Source organism: Kribbella sp. NPDC049584 (assembly GCF_040675555.1).
GTDB lineage: Bacteria > Actinomycetota > Actinomycetes > Propionibacteriales > Kribbellaceae > Kribbella.
Genome location: NZ_JBFAPF010000009.1, coordinates 179010 through 193788, shown reverse-complemented (window position 1 = coordinate 193788; position 14779 = coordinate 179010). Strand labels below are relative to the sequence as shown.

General features: G+C 68.2%; 9 protein-coding genes and 1 tRNA gene. 9 read left to right on the top strand and 1 reads right to left on the bottom strand.

Going from position 1 to position 14779, the window contains the following annotated elements; all coding sequences use genetic code 11:
- Window positions 1–47 precede the first annotated feature (47 nt).
- The 4 genes from gcvP to AB0J62_RS28285 all read left to right on the top strand — a co-directional run bounded on the left by gcvP (window position 48) and on the right by AB0J62_RS28285 (window position 6557).
- A complete protein-coding gene (gcvP, locus tag AB0J62_RS28300; RefSeq protein ID WP_363877395.1) occupies window positions 48–2879 on the top strand; it encodes an aminomethyl-transferring glycine dehydrogenase in 2832 nt (943 codons plus the stop codon).
- Window positions 2879–4177 (top strand): serine hydrolase domain-containing protein, encoded by a 1299-nt coding sequence (locus AB0J62_RS28295; RefSeq protein WP_363877393.1) that lies wholly within the window; start codon window positions 2879–2881, stop codon window positions 4175–4177. The genes gcvP and AB0J62_RS28295 overlap by 1 nt, the downstream gene beginning before the upstream one ends.
- Window positions 4178–4191: 14 nt before the next feature.
- Window positions 4192–4263, top strand: a tRNA-Ser gene (locus tag AB0J62_RS28290).
- Between the two features lie 23 nt (window positions 4264–4286).
- The gene (locus tag AB0J62_RS28285) at window positions 4287–6557 is read left to right on the top strand and encodes a hypothetical protein (protein ID WP_363877391.1); all 2271 of its coding nucleotides are present in this window, start codon (window positions 4287–4289) and stop codon (window positions 6555–6557) included.
- Between the two features lie 6 nt (window positions 6558–6563).
- Here the strand turns inward: AB0J62_RS28285 and AB0J62_RS28280 are convergent, their stop codons facing one another.
- The gene (locus AB0J62_RS28280; protein WP_363877389.1) at window positions 6564–7889 is read right to left on the bottom strand and encodes a tetratricopeptide repeat protein; all 1326 of its coding nucleotides are present in this window, start codon (window positions 7887–7889) and stop codon (window positions 6564–6566) included.
- Window positions 7890–8066: 177 nt separating this feature from the next.
- Here AB0J62_RS28280 and AB0J62_RS28275 point away from each other — a divergent pair, with 177 nt between their 5' ends.
- The 5 genes from AB0J62_RS28275 to AB0J62_RS28255 are packed head-to-tail and all read left to right on the top strand — an operon-like array spanning window position 8067 to window position 14760.
- Complete coding sequence (locus AB0J62_RS28275; protein WP_363877387.1) at window positions 8067–9554, top strand: pyridoxal-dependent decarboxylase; 1488 nt, start codon at window positions 8067–8069, stop codon at window positions 9552–9554.
- A complete protein-coding gene (locus AB0J62_RS28270) occupies window positions 9551–11167 on the top strand; it encodes an IucA/IucC family protein (protein ID WP_363877385.1) in 1617 nt (538 codons plus the stop codon). Before AB0J62_RS28275 ends, AB0J62_RS28270 begins: the two co-directional genes overlap by 4 nt.
- A 17-nt stretch (window positions 11168–11184) precedes the next feature.
- Window positions 11185–11709 carry a GNAT family N-acetyltransferase gene (locus AB0J62_RS28265; RefSeq protein WP_363877383.1) on the top strand — a complete coding sequence of 175 codons (525 nt, stop codon included), beginning with the start codon at window positions 11185–11187 and terminating at the stop codon, window positions 11707–11709.
- A gap of 1 nt (window position 11710) precedes the next feature.
- Window positions 11711–12970 carry a SidA/IucD/PvdA family monooxygenase gene (locus tag AB0J62_RS28260; RefSeq protein ID WP_363877381.1) on the top strand — a complete coding sequence of 420 codons (1260 nt, stop codon included), beginning with the start codon at window positions 11711–11713 and terminating at the stop codon, window positions 12968–12970.
- Window positions 12967–14760: an IucA/IucC family protein gene (locus tag AB0J62_RS28255; protein WP_363877379.1), complete on the top strand. Its 1794-nt coding sequence runs from the start codon at window positions 12967–12969 to the stop codon at window positions 14758–14760. The genes AB0J62_RS28260 and AB0J62_RS28255 overlap by 4 nt, the downstream gene beginning before the upstream one ends.
- Window positions 14761–14779 lie beyond the last annotated feature (19 nt).

Here is a 14779-nt window from a genome sequence, read left to right as displayed (position 1 = left end):
GACAGAGGGGGAGGCGACCGGAAGCATTGTCAGCAACGGAGCCTCTGATGACCGAACTGTCCGCAATCTTTGCCGACCGCCACATCGGGCCACGCCCGGACGAGGTCGCACGCATGGTGCAGCTGCTCGGGTACGCCGACGTCGACGCACTTGTCGATGCCGCCGTACCGGACTCGATCCGGTCGGCCGAGCCGCTCCGGCTGCCTGAGCCGGCCTCCGAGGTCGACGCGCTGACCGAGCTCCGCCAGCTCGCGGCCCGCAACAACGTCGCGACCTCGATGATCGGCCAGGGGTACTACGGCACGTTCACGCCGTCGGTCATCGTGCGGCGACTGGTCGAGAACCCGGCTTGGTACACCGCCTACACGCCGTACCAGCCCGAGATCTCCCAGGGCCGCCTCGAGGCGCTGCTCAACTTCCAGACCGTCGTCTCCGACCTGACCGGTCTGCCCACCGCGAACGCGTCGCTGCTCGACGAGGGCACCGCGGCCGCCGAGGCGATGACGCTGGCGCACCGGTCCAACAAGAAGAGCAAGTCGGACCGCTTCCTGGTCGACGCCGACTGCTTCGCCCAGACCGTCGCCGTCGTCCAGACCCGGGCCGAGGCACTCGGCATCGAGGTCGTCGTCGCCGACACCACCGAGGGCCTGCCCGAGGGCGATTTCTTCGGTTTCCTCGTGCAGTACCCGGGCTCCAACGGCGTCGTCCGCGACCTCAAGCCGCTGATCGAGGCGGCGCACGAGCGCGACACGTTGGTTGCCGTCGCCTCAGATCTGCTCGCGCTGACGTTGCTCGAGGCACCGGGTGAGGTCGGCGCCGATATCGTCATCGGTTCCTCGCAGCGCTTCGGCGTACCGCTGTTCTACGGCGGTCCGCACGCGGGCTTCATGTCCGTGCGGTCCGGTCTGGAGAGGTCGTTGCCCGGTCGTCTCGTCGGCGTATCGGTCGACGCCGACGGTGCCCCGGCGTACCGACTGGCGCTGCAGACCCGTGAGCAGCACATCCGCCGCGAGAAGGCCACCTCGAACATCTGTACGGCGCAGGTCCTGCTGGCGGTCGTCGCCTCGATGTACGCCGTGTACCACGGGCCGGATGGCCTGAAGGCGATCGCCGACCGGGTGCACAACTATGCCGGCAAGCTCGCCGCGTCGCTGCGGGCAGGCGGGGTCGAGGTCGTGCACGACGACTTCTTCGACACCGTGCTCGCCCGCGTGCCGGGTCAGGCCGCCGACGTGGTCGACGCGGCCCGGCAGAACGGGATTTGGCTGCGGCTCGTCGACGCGGACCACGTCGGCATCTCCTGCGACGAGAAGACCGATGTCGCCACCCTCACCCGCGTCTGCCAGTCCTTCGGCGTGCAGTACGACGACACGCTCGGCGCTGCTGCGATCGCAGTACCGCGGACGACGGAGTACCTGACGCACCCGGTGTTCAACACCCACCGGTCCGAGACGGCGATGCTGCGGTACCTGCGCAAGCTGTCCGACAAGGACTACGCGCTGGACCGCGGGATGATCCCGCTCGGCTCTTGCACGATGAAGCTGAACGCGACCACCGAGATGGAGCCGGTCACCTGGCCGGAGTTCTCGGACGTGCACCCGTTCGCGCCGATCGAGGACGCTGCCGGATACGTGACGCTGATCGGTCAGCTCGAGCGCTGGCTCGCCGAGGTCACCGGGTACGCGAAGGTCTCGATCCAGCCGAACGCGGGTTCGCAGGGTGAGCTCGCCGGGCTGCTCGCGATCCGCGGGTACCACCGGGCCCGGGGCAACGAAGACCGCAACGTCTGCCTGATCCCGGCGTCCGCGCACGGCACCAACGCCGCCTCCGCGGTGATGGCCGGGATGAAGGTCGTCGTTGTCAAGGGCAACGATGACGGCACGATCGACCTGGACGACCTGCGGGCCAAGGCTTCCGAGCACGCGTCGAAGCTGGCGGCGATCATGATCACGTACCCGTCGACACACGGTGTCTACGAGGAGAGCGTCCGCGAGGTGTGCTCGATCGTCCACGAGCACGGCGGCCAGGTGTACGTCGACGGCGCGAACCTGAACGCGCTCCTGGGGCTGGCGAAGCCCGGCGAGTTCGGCGGCGACGTCAGCCATTTGAACCTGCACAAGACGTTCTGCATCCCGCACGGCGGTGGCGGTCCGGGTGTCGGACCGGTCGGTGTCGCGGCGCACCTGGCGCCGTACCTGCCGAACCATCCGCTGCTCGACCAGGCCGGTCCCGAGTCCGGCGTCGGCCCGATCAGCGCGGCGCCGTTCGGATCCGCGGGTGTGCTGGCGATCTCGTGGGCGTACATCCGGATGATGGGCGCCGAGGGCCTGACCGCGGCGACCAAGACCGCCGTGCTGAGCGCGAACTACGTCGCGAAGCGGCTCGAGGGCGCGTTCCCGGTCCTGTACACGGGTGAGAACGGCCTGGTCGCGCACGAGTGCATCCTGGATCTGCGGCCGATGACCAAGGAGACCGGGATCAGCGTCGACGACGTCGCGAAGCGGCTGATCGACTACGGTTTCCACGCGCCGACGATGTCGTTCCCGGTCGCGGGCACGCTGATGGTCGAGCCGACCGAGTCCGAGGACCTGGACGAGCTGGACCGCTTCTGCGACGCGATGATCGCGATCCGGCACGAGATCGACCGGGTCGCGGCCGGCGAGTGGCCGGCCGCGGACAACCCGCTGGTGAACGCGCCGCACACCGCCGAGTCGGTCATCAACGACAAGTGGGAGCACGCCTACACTCGCGAGGATGCCGCGTTCCCGCGCTCGGTGGACCGCGCCTCGAAGTACTGGCCGCCGGTCCGCCGCATCGACGGCGCGTACGGCGACCGCAACCTGATCTGCTCCTGCCCGGCCCCGGAGGCTTTTGAGTAATGTCCCTGCGTTCTGACACCGCCGCTGCTCTGTACGCCGAGATCGCGGCGGCTCAGAGCGAAGGAAAGTTGCCGTCGGTGAACGGTGGCGTGATCCGGGACGGTGCGCTGGTGTGGACCGGCGCGCGCGGGCGGTTCGCCTCGGCGGGCGGGGCGTTGCCGGGAGCGGATGTGCAGTACCGGATCGGGTCGATCACCAAGACGTTGACGGCGATCCTGGTGCTGCAGTGCCGCGACGACGGGCTGCTGTCGCTGAATGATGCTGTGGGCAAGCATCTGCCGGGGATCGCGTTCGGCGACCGGACGGTCCGGCAGTTGCTCGCGCACAGCGGCGGGATGAACGCCGAGCCCGAAGGCCCTTGGTGGGAAAGGAATCCGGGGGTCTCGTTCGACCAGTTGACGGCGGCGATGGACGAGTCGCAGGCGGCTGGTCCCGCGGATCGCCGGCATCACTACTCCAACCTGGGGTACGGCCTGCTCGGCGAGATCGTGGCCCGGTTGCGCGGGTCGTCCTGGTGGGAGTTGGCACAGGAGCGCATCCTCGCGCCGTTGGAGATGCGCCGTACGACGTACTTCCCGGAGGCCCCCGCGGCGCAAGGGTTCTCGGTCCATCCGTTCAGCGGCCAGCTTGTGCCGGAGCCGGCGTACGACTCCGGCGCGATGGCTCCGGCCGGGCAGTTGTGGAGCACGATCGAGGATCTGGCCCGGTACGCGTCGTTCTGGATCGACCCGGTGCATGAAGTGTTGAGCCGGGAATCCGTCGAGGAGATGGCGGCTCCGGTGGCGTCAGATCCGCGGGAAGGGCTGACGGCGTCGTACGGCCTGGGCCTGCGGTTGATCGCGGACGACCCGCATCTGCTGATCGGTCACACCGGCTCGATGCCCGGGTTCCTCGCGGGGCTGTTCGTCGACCGCGTACGCCGGATCGGAGCGGTGACGCTCGGCAATGCGACGTACGGGCGGGTTGCCTCGCTGGCGCCTGACCTGGTCCGCATCCTCGCGGCGTACGAGCCGCCGCTCGCGCAGGAATGGGTGCCGGAGCCGACGCTTGCCCAAGGCACCGACCTGCTCGGCCATTGGTACTGGGGCAACACGCCGCTCACGATCTCTGTCTCGGCGGGCATTCTGCAGCTCAGCGGCGGCCTCACCACGCGCCTGTCCCCGCTGGGACCCGACCTCTACCAGGGCCGCGACGGCTACCTGGCAGGCGAAAAGCTGCACGTCATCCGCGACGGCGACACCATCTCGCATCTCAACATCGCCACATTTGTTCTGACGAGGACCCCGTACGGCGGTTAGGCTGTGACGCATTGCATGGAGTAGATCAGGGGTAGATCGCCCGGCTGCTTACCGGGAGGGCGCAGGTTCGAGTCCTGCCTCCATGTCTCTGCTGGGAAACGGGGGTTCTATGTCGGAGGAAGCACGCGCCACTGCCTCGGCCGGGTATGCGATGCGTCGGCTGGAACAGGCTCTCGAGCGTGCGCTGACCTCTGACGATCTCGCCGTACGCCGGCGTGCGGCCGTCCGGGTCGATGCCTGGCGCAACGTCCTCGACGGGATGGCTTCGGGCCGACTGACGGTCGGTTCGCGGACCCCGGTGGCGGACACGCCGGCCTGGGTGACGCTGGAGGTGGCGCACGGCGGGTTCGCGACCGGGCGTTATCTCGCGGAGGCGCCGCTGCGGGAGGACGAGCTGGCACGAGTGCCGGAGAACGCGCCGGGGGAGACCGACCGGGAGCGGCTCAACCTGTGGTTCCTCGGCGATGAAGGGCTCGCGGAGCTCGGCCGGGCGCTTCGGAGCGGGAACTACCGGATCGACGTGCCGGAAGAGTCGGCGCTGCTGGTCGTGGCCTGGTTGCTCGAGCACGAGCAGTACGCCGCGGCGCTCGACCTCACGTCGGAGCTCCGTCCGCTGATGCACCGGCTCCGGTTCACGCCGACGTTCAGCCCGTCGTCGACCCCGTCCGGCGCGGTGGTGCGGCTGCAGCCGGTGGCCGAGGTTCGCAGTACGTTGCGGCAGGCAACGGTACGGCCGCGGATCGCTGCCATGCTGGAGACTCTGCGGGTCTGGAATCCGCTGTACGACCGGCTGGTGGCGCTGTGGTGCGACACGGTCGACGACGAGCTGCCGGAGCTGACCGCCGACGGTGCGGTTGTCGGTGGATGGCCGTGCCGGGTCTGGCCGGACGACTGGGTGGAACGGCGTTCTCAGTGGCTGGACGAGTTCCACGCTGCTGCCGAGATGCATGGGCATCGGCATCCGAAGAGCAACTTCGCCCGGCTGCAGGCGGCGCTCGAGCGTTGCCCGTCCGACAGTTCGGCGCTGAGCGGTCGTGAGGTCGGCTGGATCCGGCGCGCGCTTGCCAACACGATCCAGGCCCACGGCGCGCCCGGATCGGAGGCGCGGGCGGCCTTGCGTACGACGCAGAACGCCGTCGCCGCGCGGCCGACGTACGCGACCTTGGCACACGTGCTGAGCTGCCGGCTGGATCGGTTCCCGGATGACGGCGGACTGCCGACCCTCGATGCGATCGATGGTGAGGTGACGGCTGACGAGGTCCCGGCGGCGGCCGGCTCAGCCATTCCTGCGCACCTGCTTGCGAAGGCAGCGCGGGCGCTCGAGGCTCCGATCGGTGAGTTGGTTGACCGCGGCGTCATCAGCTCGGGGGAGGTGCTCGCGCAGGTGTTGCCGCAGATCACCTCGCAGTTGCTCGCCGCCAACATTGAGGACCCGTCGCTGGCGGCCGCATATGCGCAGAGCTACGCGGCTTTCCGCCGGCGGCGGAGCCTGTTGCTGCTGAACCTTGAACACCAGGTTCGTTTCGACGAGCTGCCGTGGATTGCCGCCGTCGCGCCGTACCGCGATCGGCGCGCTCAGGCGACGCGGGCCGCGGCGCAGTCGCTGCGTGAGACAACCGTCCTGGCTCTCACCGCCTTCCCGCAGACGATCCTGCCGAATCCGCTCGTCCGTGAGCTGGGCGCGCTGGCCTCCCAGGCCGGCCTCAAGCTGCCGCTCGTCGAGGAAGTCGCGGCCGACATCTTCATGGGGACGTTCACCGAGAAATGGCGGGATGCGGCCTCGGTGGCGAGCCGCGTGATGTTCGGGACGCTGTACGCGCGGTACTACGACCTGCCGGCGTCCTGGCCGGTCGTTGAGCAGCGCCGGTACAAGCGCTGGGGCAAGGCGACCGCGGACGACTTCGCGGAGGCATGCCGCCAACGCTCACGCGAGGCATCGAACGGGGGCGGCGGCCACGTCGCTCAGCACGGGACTGTGCTGGAGCAGAGCCAGATCCTGACCACCCACAACCTGGCTGTACTGGTCGAGGGCCTGGAGTTGACCGACTGGCTCCGTGAGGTCGCGCCCGAGCTGGCCGGCCGCGCGTTCGGCTGGGCGGTGCAGCGGCAGTCCCAGCCGGTGACGTTGACGGGTATCAAGAACACGGCGTACGCGTGGCGGCAGGCGATCTTCTACCTCAGCTTCTGCTCGCAGGCCTCGCAAGGTGAGGTGCTGGCACGGCTGGAGGAACGGGCGGGCCGGCGGTTGGCGCCGGCTGTTGCCGGGCTGCAGCAGGTGGCCGCGGGCGAGCGCTTCGACGCGGCGGGCCGCACGCCCGGCGGCGGTCGGCGCCTGCTCGGCTGGAGCGCCGGCCCCCACTGGGCCGCAGCGACAAACTGAACCTGCTCAGCGACTGTCCGAGTGTTGCGCGGAGAGGTCCTCGAGTTCGTGTGCCTCGTCGGCGAACTCGGCGCGAGTGAGCAGATCCGCGGCCTCGACCAGCGCGGCGCGGCTGATGGAGCCGGGATGCTCGCGGGCGACCGCGGAAGCCTCGGCGGCGAACGAAGCGGCGGCCGGTTCGCTGTCGCCGGTGTAGAGGCGGGTGGAGAAGGCAGCTTCTGCGAGCTCGGTCAACAGGTCGTCGTAGTGCTTCGGGTCAATGGCCGCGAGCTCCCGCCGTACGGAAAGACCGGTCTGGAACACGGCGAGGGCCTCGGCCGCCTCGCCCAAAGCTTCGAGCCCGTGGCCGATGGTGCTGCACGCCTCGGCGTACGCCGGACGGTGCTCGTCGGCCGACTCCGCGAGCCGCCGCCGGATCTCGAGCGATTCGCGCCAGGAAGTCTGTCCCTCCTCGCGCCGGTCCGCCATCATCAGCGTCGAGCCGAGTTGGCGGACGGCCTCGGCCAGCTGGGGAGTCCGTTGCGGCTGGTCGGCCGCGCGGGCGCGTTCGAAGCCGACCCATTCCCGCGCCGCGGCGACTCCGTCTTCATATCGGTCCAGGCGCAGGGCGATGATCTGCAAACTCTCGGCAGCGTTCGCGGCCGCTTCGAGCAGGTCAGGTTCGGACGGTGCCAGGCGCCGATACAGCCCAACCGCCTCCACGGCGGCCGGCAGTGCCTCCTCCCACCGACCGAGGTTCCGCAGATCGACCGCCAGGTTCGCCACGTGCAGCGCGAGCAGCTGTTCGTCCTGGGCGACGAGACTGCGCTGTACGACGATCGCCTCCTCATCGACCGAAATGCTCTCGTCATCGCGGTCCAGACGGTTGAGACTCACGGACACGTGGTTGAGCGCTGTGGACAGGCGGACGCGGTGCGCCGGCTCGTTGATCACGACCGCCCGCCAGGTCTCGACCTCTTCGCGCCCGACCTGGAGCGCCTCGTCGTGCCGGCTGAGCTTGTTGAGCACCTTCCACTGCTTGCCCAGGGCATCGGCCAGGTGCATGGCCTCGCGTGGCCGCTTGACCGCCAGCTTCCGGTAGCTGCGGACAGCGCTCTCGATGTGCTGCAGGGCGTCGTCGCCCTGAGCTCGCATCAGCTCGAACGCACCCATGGACCGGTGAAAGCTCATCCGCCGGTTGAAGAGCGAGGCCAGGTAAACGGCGAGCCCTGCAGTGATCAGTCCGTGCCCGTACGGCCAGCCGGTGATCAGCCCGATCAGCCCGGCGATCACCGCCAGCGTGCCGGCCGCCTGGACCGAACCTCGGACAACTATCTCGCGCACGCTGGTCATCGTCGTCCCCCTTCACCTAGTTGCTGAGTGAGATGCACGCGGCGCCGATTGCGTTGCACTGGTTCGTGAGGATGTTCACGTCTCGGGTGGTTGAGTTGACACGGTCGGTGAGGCGGGCAAAAGTTAGGGCTGCCTTAGTAAGGGTTGCCTTACTCGACAACTTCCCGGGAGATCTGGATGTCGCAGCCCGCGCGTCTGACCGCGCTGCCAACACCCGTGCGCGACCCGTTCAGCGGCAGGTGGCCGCTGGCCTCGACGGTGGCGGATCGGGAGCGTGGACCATTGCCGCACGGTTCGCCGGGAGCGGTACTGCGCCGGGCCGCCGAGGTGCTGGGTGAGCCGCGGATCCCGTCGACAGGCGTGGGGGAGTCGGCCGCGCTCGACCTGATCGCGGGTCTGCTCGACCAGAACGGCATCGACCTGAGCCACCCGCACGCGGCGGCACACCTGCAGCCGCCGGTGCTCCAGGTCGCGGTGGACGCGGACGCGCTGGCCTCTGCCTCGAACGCGTCGATGGACACGTACGACTCCGGTCCGGCGACCCTCGCGATCGAGCAGTGGGTCGTGAAGTCGCTGGCCGACCTCGCCGGATTCGGCCCGGAGGCGGACGGCGTACTGACGCCTGGTGGTTCGATCTCGAACTTGCTTGCGGTCCTGATCGCCCGCGACAGTGCGGCTGCCGTGGCGGGTGTCGACGTACGGCGGAACGGCGTGCAGGGGGTGGAGCGGCCGGTCGTGTTCTGCTCCGAGCTGGCGCACTTCTCCGTCCAGCGGGCCTGCGCCGCCCTCGGGCTCGGCGAGTCGGCCGCGATCACGATTCCGTCCGACGAGAACTTCCGGATGCGGACCGACGTACTCGCCGACGAGCTCGCGACGCCCGGCCGTACGCCGGTCGCCGTGGTCGCGACAGCCGGTACGACGGACTTCGGATCGATCGACCCGATCGCCGATATCGCGACGTTGGCCCGCGCGTACGGGGTCTGGCTGCACGTGGATGCGGCGTACGGGTTCGGGGCGCTGTTCTCCGAGCGCCTGGCGCCGCTGCTCGCCGACCTCCCGCTGGCGGACTCGGTCACGCTGGATCTGCACAAGATCGGCTGGCAGCCGGCCGCGACCAGCGTGCTGCTGGTGGCCGACCGGACCCGCTTCTCCGCGTTCGACCGTTCGGTGGACTACCTGAACCCGGCCGACGACATCGACTCCGGGCTGGACGGCCTGCTCGGACGCAGCCTGCAGACCACCCGACGTCCGGATGCGGTCAAGGTTGCCACCACGCTGACGGCGTACGGGCGGTCCGGACTGGGCACAATGCTCGACACCTGTCACGAGCTCGCGCACGCCGCCGCGGCCCGGGTCGTTGCCGACAGCAACCTCGAGTTGCTGGCGCCGGTGACCCTGACCACGGTGTTGTTCCGGGTCGCCGGGCAGGGGCTGGAGGCGTCCGCTGCGGACGCCCTCCAGGGCGAGGTCCGGCGCCGGTTGCTGACGTCCGGACGGGTGCTGATCGGCCGGACCAGACTGCCGGCCCGCGGCGGCCGCCCGGCAGCGGTCGCGTTGAAGTTGACGCTGCTGAACCCGAACGCCACCGCGACGGACATCGAAGACCTGCTCGACCAGGTCGTGGCCACCGGCCTCGACGTCCTGACCGGTGAGGGAGCGGCGTGAGCATTGCTGTCGTAGCGCACTTGAACGCGATCCTGCGGTGTTACACGCGCGAGTCGTCCGTGCCGGTTGCGGTCGGGCCATTGACCTTGTCGGTGGGTACGGCGACGGTCACCGCGCGGGTGGAGCATGCGTCGCGGACTGGATTGCATCAGTTCACCGACGTGCGGGTGGACGGCATACCGGCTGTTCCTGAGGACTTGGTGCGGCTGCTTTCTGCGGACGCCGACGCCGCGGAGGTCGACGACCTGGCGGCGCGTACGGCGGAGTCGGTGCGGAACGTTTCACTGTTTGTGGACGAGGCTGACGGCGTGCGGGGACCGGGGCGCTTCCTGGAGTTCGAGCAGGCGTTGCTGTTCGGGCATCTGAACCACCCCGCGCCGAAGAGTCGGGACGGGCTCAGCGGTGCCGAGCTGGCGGCGTACTCGCCCGAGCTGGGTGGTCGTTTCGCACTGCACTGGTTCGAAGCCGACGCCGAGCTGGTGTCGTCGGACCAGGTGGCCGGGGCGCCCTCGCTGCACGGACTGGACGCTGTGCAGCTGATGGGCGAGTTGGCCGGCATCACTCCATCGTCGGGGCGCGTGTTGATCCCGGCTCATCCGTGGCAGGCCGCGTCCGTGCTTTCGCGACCGCGCGTCGCCTCGCTGATCGCGTCCGGGCGGGTCAAGGCGCTGGGGCCGCAGGGGGTGCAGTGGTATCCGACGTCTTCGCTGCGGACCGTCTTCCACCCGGACCTGCCGGTGATGCTGAAGCTTTCGCTCGGTCTGCGGATCACCAACTCACGGCGCGAGTCGACGCCGACCGAGCTGCGACGCGGCTTGGAGATCAACCGGCTGCTCGACGCGGCGTACAACGCGGGTACGGCGACCGCGCATCCGCGGTTCAGCATCGTCAGGGACCCGGCCTGGGTTGCTCTTGACGAGGGTGGACCGACGTTGACCGGTCTTGACGTTGCTGTGCGAGAGGTGCCGGCAGATGTCAACAGTTATGCGTGTTTGGCGGGTCTCGTCGCGCCTCGTCCTGGGGAGGTCAGTCGGCTGAGTGTGTACGCCGCGGACGACCCGGCCGGCTGGGTTGCGGAGTACATCGACAACGTGCTGGTTCCGATGCTGCACCTGTACGCCGAGACGGGCATCGGGCTCGAGGCGCATCAGCAGAACACGCTGGTGCGGCTGGACGGCGCGGGGCGGATCAGGGGTGGTGCGTATCGCGACAACCAAGGTTATTACCTCGCTTCGTCGTACCTGCCTGGTCTTTTGGCCGTGACCGGCCTGCGTGACTCGACGCTCGCGGTGGTCGACGATCCGATTGTCGATGACCGGTTGACCTACTACCTGCTGCACAACCAGGCGTTGGCTGTGGTGGGCTGTCTGGCGGCGGATGGCATTGCTGACGAGGCTGTACTGCTCGAGGTTGTGCGGGAGCGACTGACGCTCGCGCTGCCGTTGCTGAAGGCCGCTGGACCTTCTGGGGACCGGCTGGCGCGACGCTGGCTGGAGGCAGACACGCTGCCGTGCAAGGCGAACATGCTGACCCGGCTCCGCGGCATCGACGAAGTGGTGGCGCCACTGGACGCACAGTCGGTGTACCTCGACATCCCGAACCCGCTGCGATGAGGTGTGACCTACAGCCGATGCTCCACCTGGACGACGGCTTCGACCTCCGCCCGGCCGACGCCTCCGACGCGGGGCGGATCGCGCTGTGGATGGCCCAGCCGCACGTCCGGCGTTGGTGGCAGCAGGACTGGTCGGTCGAGCGCTGGGCTGAGGAGATCAGTCGGCAGACGTCGGGGGAGCACTCAATCCCTTGTGTCGCGACCGTCGACGCGGAGGACTTGGGGTACGTCGAGCTGTACCGCGTGCGCCATGACCACCTGGCGGAGTACTACGCGAGCGGTGAGCACGACTGGGGCATGCACCTCGCCATCGGCGATGTCACGCGGGTCGGTCGTGGGCTGGGTCGTCGGCTCATCGGTGCGGTCGCGGATGCGTTGATGCGCGCCGATCCGGCGTGCTCACAGGTCGTGGCTGAGCCCGACGTACGGAACACCCCATCCGTCCGTGCATTCGTCGCGGCCGGTTTCGTCCAGCAAGGGGAGCTGCAGCTGCCCGAGAAGACTGCAGTACTGATGATCCGCTCGCGGACTCTGGAGGAATGACATGTACGACGTGATCGCGATCGGCTGCGGGCCGTTCAACCTCGGGCTCGCCGCGTTGGCCTCCGAGGTCGACGAGTTGGACGTTGCGGTGCTGGACAGCAGGCCGGAGTTCACGTGGCACCGTGGGTTGATGTTTTCCGACGCGATGCTGCAGGTATCGTTCCTGGCCGACCTGGTGTCGCTGGTCGAGCCGGCGCACCACCTGTCGTTTCTGTCGTTCCTTCGTGCGAATGACCGGCTCTACCAGTTCTACGTGCGGGAGAAGTTCCATCCGACGCGGCGCGAGTACGAGAGCTACCTGCGGTGGTGTGCTGCGCAGCTGGAATCGCTGCACTTCGGTCACCACGTGCGGGACGTGGTCTGGGACGGGTCAGCGTTCTCGTTGACGGTGGAGCGCGGTGAAGCCGTTGAGCACTTTGAGGCTCGACATCTGGTGGTTGGCGTCGGCACGGAGCCGTTCGTACCCGCTGCGCTGGCTGGGCTGCCTGCAGAGCGGCTCCTGCACTCGGCGGACTACCTGTACCGGCGTGACGATTTCCTGCGCGCCGGCCACGTGACTGTTGTCGGGTCGGGTCAGTCCGGCGCAGAGTGCTTCCTGGACTTGCTGCGAGCTCACAGTCCAGCTGTGTCGTGGCTGACTCGTACTGCGGCCTTCACACCGCTGGACTACTCGAAGCTTGTGCTCGAGATGACCACACCGTCGTACGTCGACTACTTCCACGCACTGGACGAGCCTGTGCGCGATCGACTGGTGAAAGAGCAGTGGCGCCACTACAAGGGCATCTCCGCAGACACCCTCGAAGACATCCACGACGAGCTCTATGCACGCGACCTGAACGCGGCGCCGGTCGAGCTCCAGGTGGGTGTGGGCGTGGAGTCCGCTGCTGTCGGCCCCGACGGCGCAGAGCTCACCATGCTGCACGGCGACACTGGCCGCACCTTCCAGCACACAACAGACGTCGTAGTAGCCGCGACCGGTTACCGCAACCGGCCCCTACCGTTCATGGACTCCCTGCAGCCCCTGCTCGACCACGACACCGCTGGCCGCTGGATCCTCAACCGCAACCACAGCGCCTCCTCAACCACCCTCCCCAACCGCATCTTCGTCGCCAACGCCGACCTACACTCCCACGGCGTAGCAGCTCCCGACCTAGGCATCGGCGCCATCCGCAACGCCACCATCCTCAACACCGTGGCCGGCCGCGAGCTCTTCCCCCTACCAAAGTCAACCACCTTCACAACCTTCGCGATCCCGAGATGACCGACCACTGGCTGACCTCCTCATCAGCCCTCCTCGCCAAACTAATCTCCCAGTTCTCCACCGAAGCCCTACTACACCCAACCCCTACTGCGTCGACCCACGAAGCTCCTGCTTCTCTGGACGCGGCAGACCTGAACTCTGCCTCGTCAGGGCCGGTTGAATACCAACTGGAGTTCGGCTCGATCTGCTACACCTTCACAGCCACCCGCGGCGGGTTCGGCAGTTGGCGAGTCGACCCAGGCTCGATCCGCCGTACGACCGCCGGCATCCTCGGCAACGACGAGAGCGAGGTAGCCACGGACCCGATCCAGTTCTTCGTCGAGGCTTCCGACGCACTGGGTCTCGACGGGTCAACGGTTGCCGGGTACGTCGCCGAGCTGACGAGCACGCTGGCAGCCGACGTACGCATGGCCGCTTCTGCAGTGCCAGTGGGGGAGTTGCTCGATCTGCACCACAGCCGCCTCGAGGGCCACCTGACCGGCCACCCCCTCCTCGTTGCCAACAAGGGCCGCCTAGGCTTCTCAGCCGCCGACAGCGAACGCTACGCCCCCGAAGCCCGTACGCCGCTGCGCCTGACCTGGCTCGCCGTACGCCGAGGCCTGGCCGAGTTCCGCGGCACGCCGGACCTCTCCGAACACGCCGTCATCGCCCGCGAACTGGACGCTGCGACGGTGGAAGCATTCCGAGCGCGCTTGGACGACCCCGACGCGTACGTCTGGCTCCCATGCCACCCCTGGCAACTCGACCAAGTCATCCGCACCCAGTGGGCCCGAGAACTAGCCACCGGCGAGATCGTCATCCTGGGCGAGAGCCCCGACGAGTATCTCCCCACTCAATCCATCCGCACGATGGTCAACATCACCAACCCGACGCGCTACCAGGTAAAACTCCCTCTCAAAATCCTCAACACCTCCGTCTACCGAGGCATCCCCTCCCACTGCACCCTCGCCGCCCCCATGCTCACCCAATGGCTCCGCGGCCTCTGGTCCCGCGACGAGGTCTTCCAACAACTAGGCACCGAACTCCTAGGCGAAGTCGCCTCCGTAACCGTCCCCCACCCCGACCTCTCAACCCACCCCGGCATCCCCTACCAATGGACCGAAACCCTCGGCACCATCTGGCGAGACCCAATCGACCCCCGCCTGCGCAACGGCGAATCCGTCTGGCCCCTGGCCGCCGTCTTACATCCTGGACTGGCGGAGGAACTGATTGCGCGCTCCGGAGTCGACCCCCAAGCCTGGCTGAGCCGTCTCCTCTCTACCCTCTTCCGCCCCTTGCTCCACCTGCTCCACCACTACGGCATCACCGTCAACCCACACGGTGAAAACCTCGCCATCATCTGCGACGATTCCGGCCTCCCCACCCGCCTGGTCATTAAGGACCTCGTCGACGACATCAACGTCTCCACCATCCCAATAGTTGCCCGAGGCATCGAGCCGGACTCCCACGCCCGAGTCCTCCCACGCAAACCCTGGCCCATCCTCCGCCAGTACGTCGTAGACGCCCTCCTACTCGGCGTCCTCAACCCCCTGGCCGCCAAATCCCTAATCCCAGAAGACATCTTCTGGGGTATCGCTCTAGCCGAAGTACACCGCTACACCCAGAACCACCCCGAATACACCGACCGCCTGGCAGCCACCGCCCTAACCGCCCCAACCTTCCTCCGCTACCCCCTCAACGGCTACCGCCTAACCCTCGGCTACACCGACCTCGACACCCGCCCACCCATCCCGACAACCGGCACCATCCCCAACCCGCTACACACAGCCACCCCAATCCCCTTAGATTGACCTTGCGGCCCAATCCGGC

Excerpts from the sequence above, each read along its gene's own strand:
- AB0J62_RS28285 (WP_363877391.1), top strand. The coding sequence starts at position 4,287 with ATGTCGGAGGAAGCACGCGCCACTGCCTCGGCCGGGTATGCGATGCGT.
- gcvP (WP_363877395.1), top strand. The coding sequence starts at position 48 with ATGACCGAACTGTCCGCAATCTTTGCCGACCGCCACATCGGGCCACGC.
- AB0J62_RS28280 (WP_363877389.1), bottom strand. The coding sequence starts at position 7,889 with ATGACCAGCGTGCGCGAGATAGTTGTCCGAGGTTCGGTCCAGGCGGCC.
- AB0J62_RS28275 (WP_363877387.1), top strand. The coding sequence starts at position 8,067 with ATGTCGCAGCCCGCGCGTCTGACCGCGCTGCCAACACCCGTGCGCGAC.
- AB0J62_RS28255 (WP_363877379.1), top strand. The coding sequence starts at position 12,967 with ATGACCGACCACTGGCTGACCTCCTCATCAGCCCTCCTCGCCAAACTA.
- AB0J62_RS28295 (WP_363877393.1), top strand. The coding sequence starts at position 2,879 with ATGTCCCTGCGTTCTGACACCGCCGCTGCTCTGTACGCCGAGATCGCG.
- AB0J62_RS28265 (WP_363877383.1), top strand. The coding sequence starts at position 11,185 with ATGCTCCACCTGGACGACGGCTTCGACCTCCGCCCGGCCGACGCCTCC.
- AB0J62_RS28260 (WP_363877381.1), top strand. The coding sequence starts at position 11,711 with ATGTACGACGTGATCGCGATCGGCTGCGGGCCGTTCAACCTCGGGCTC.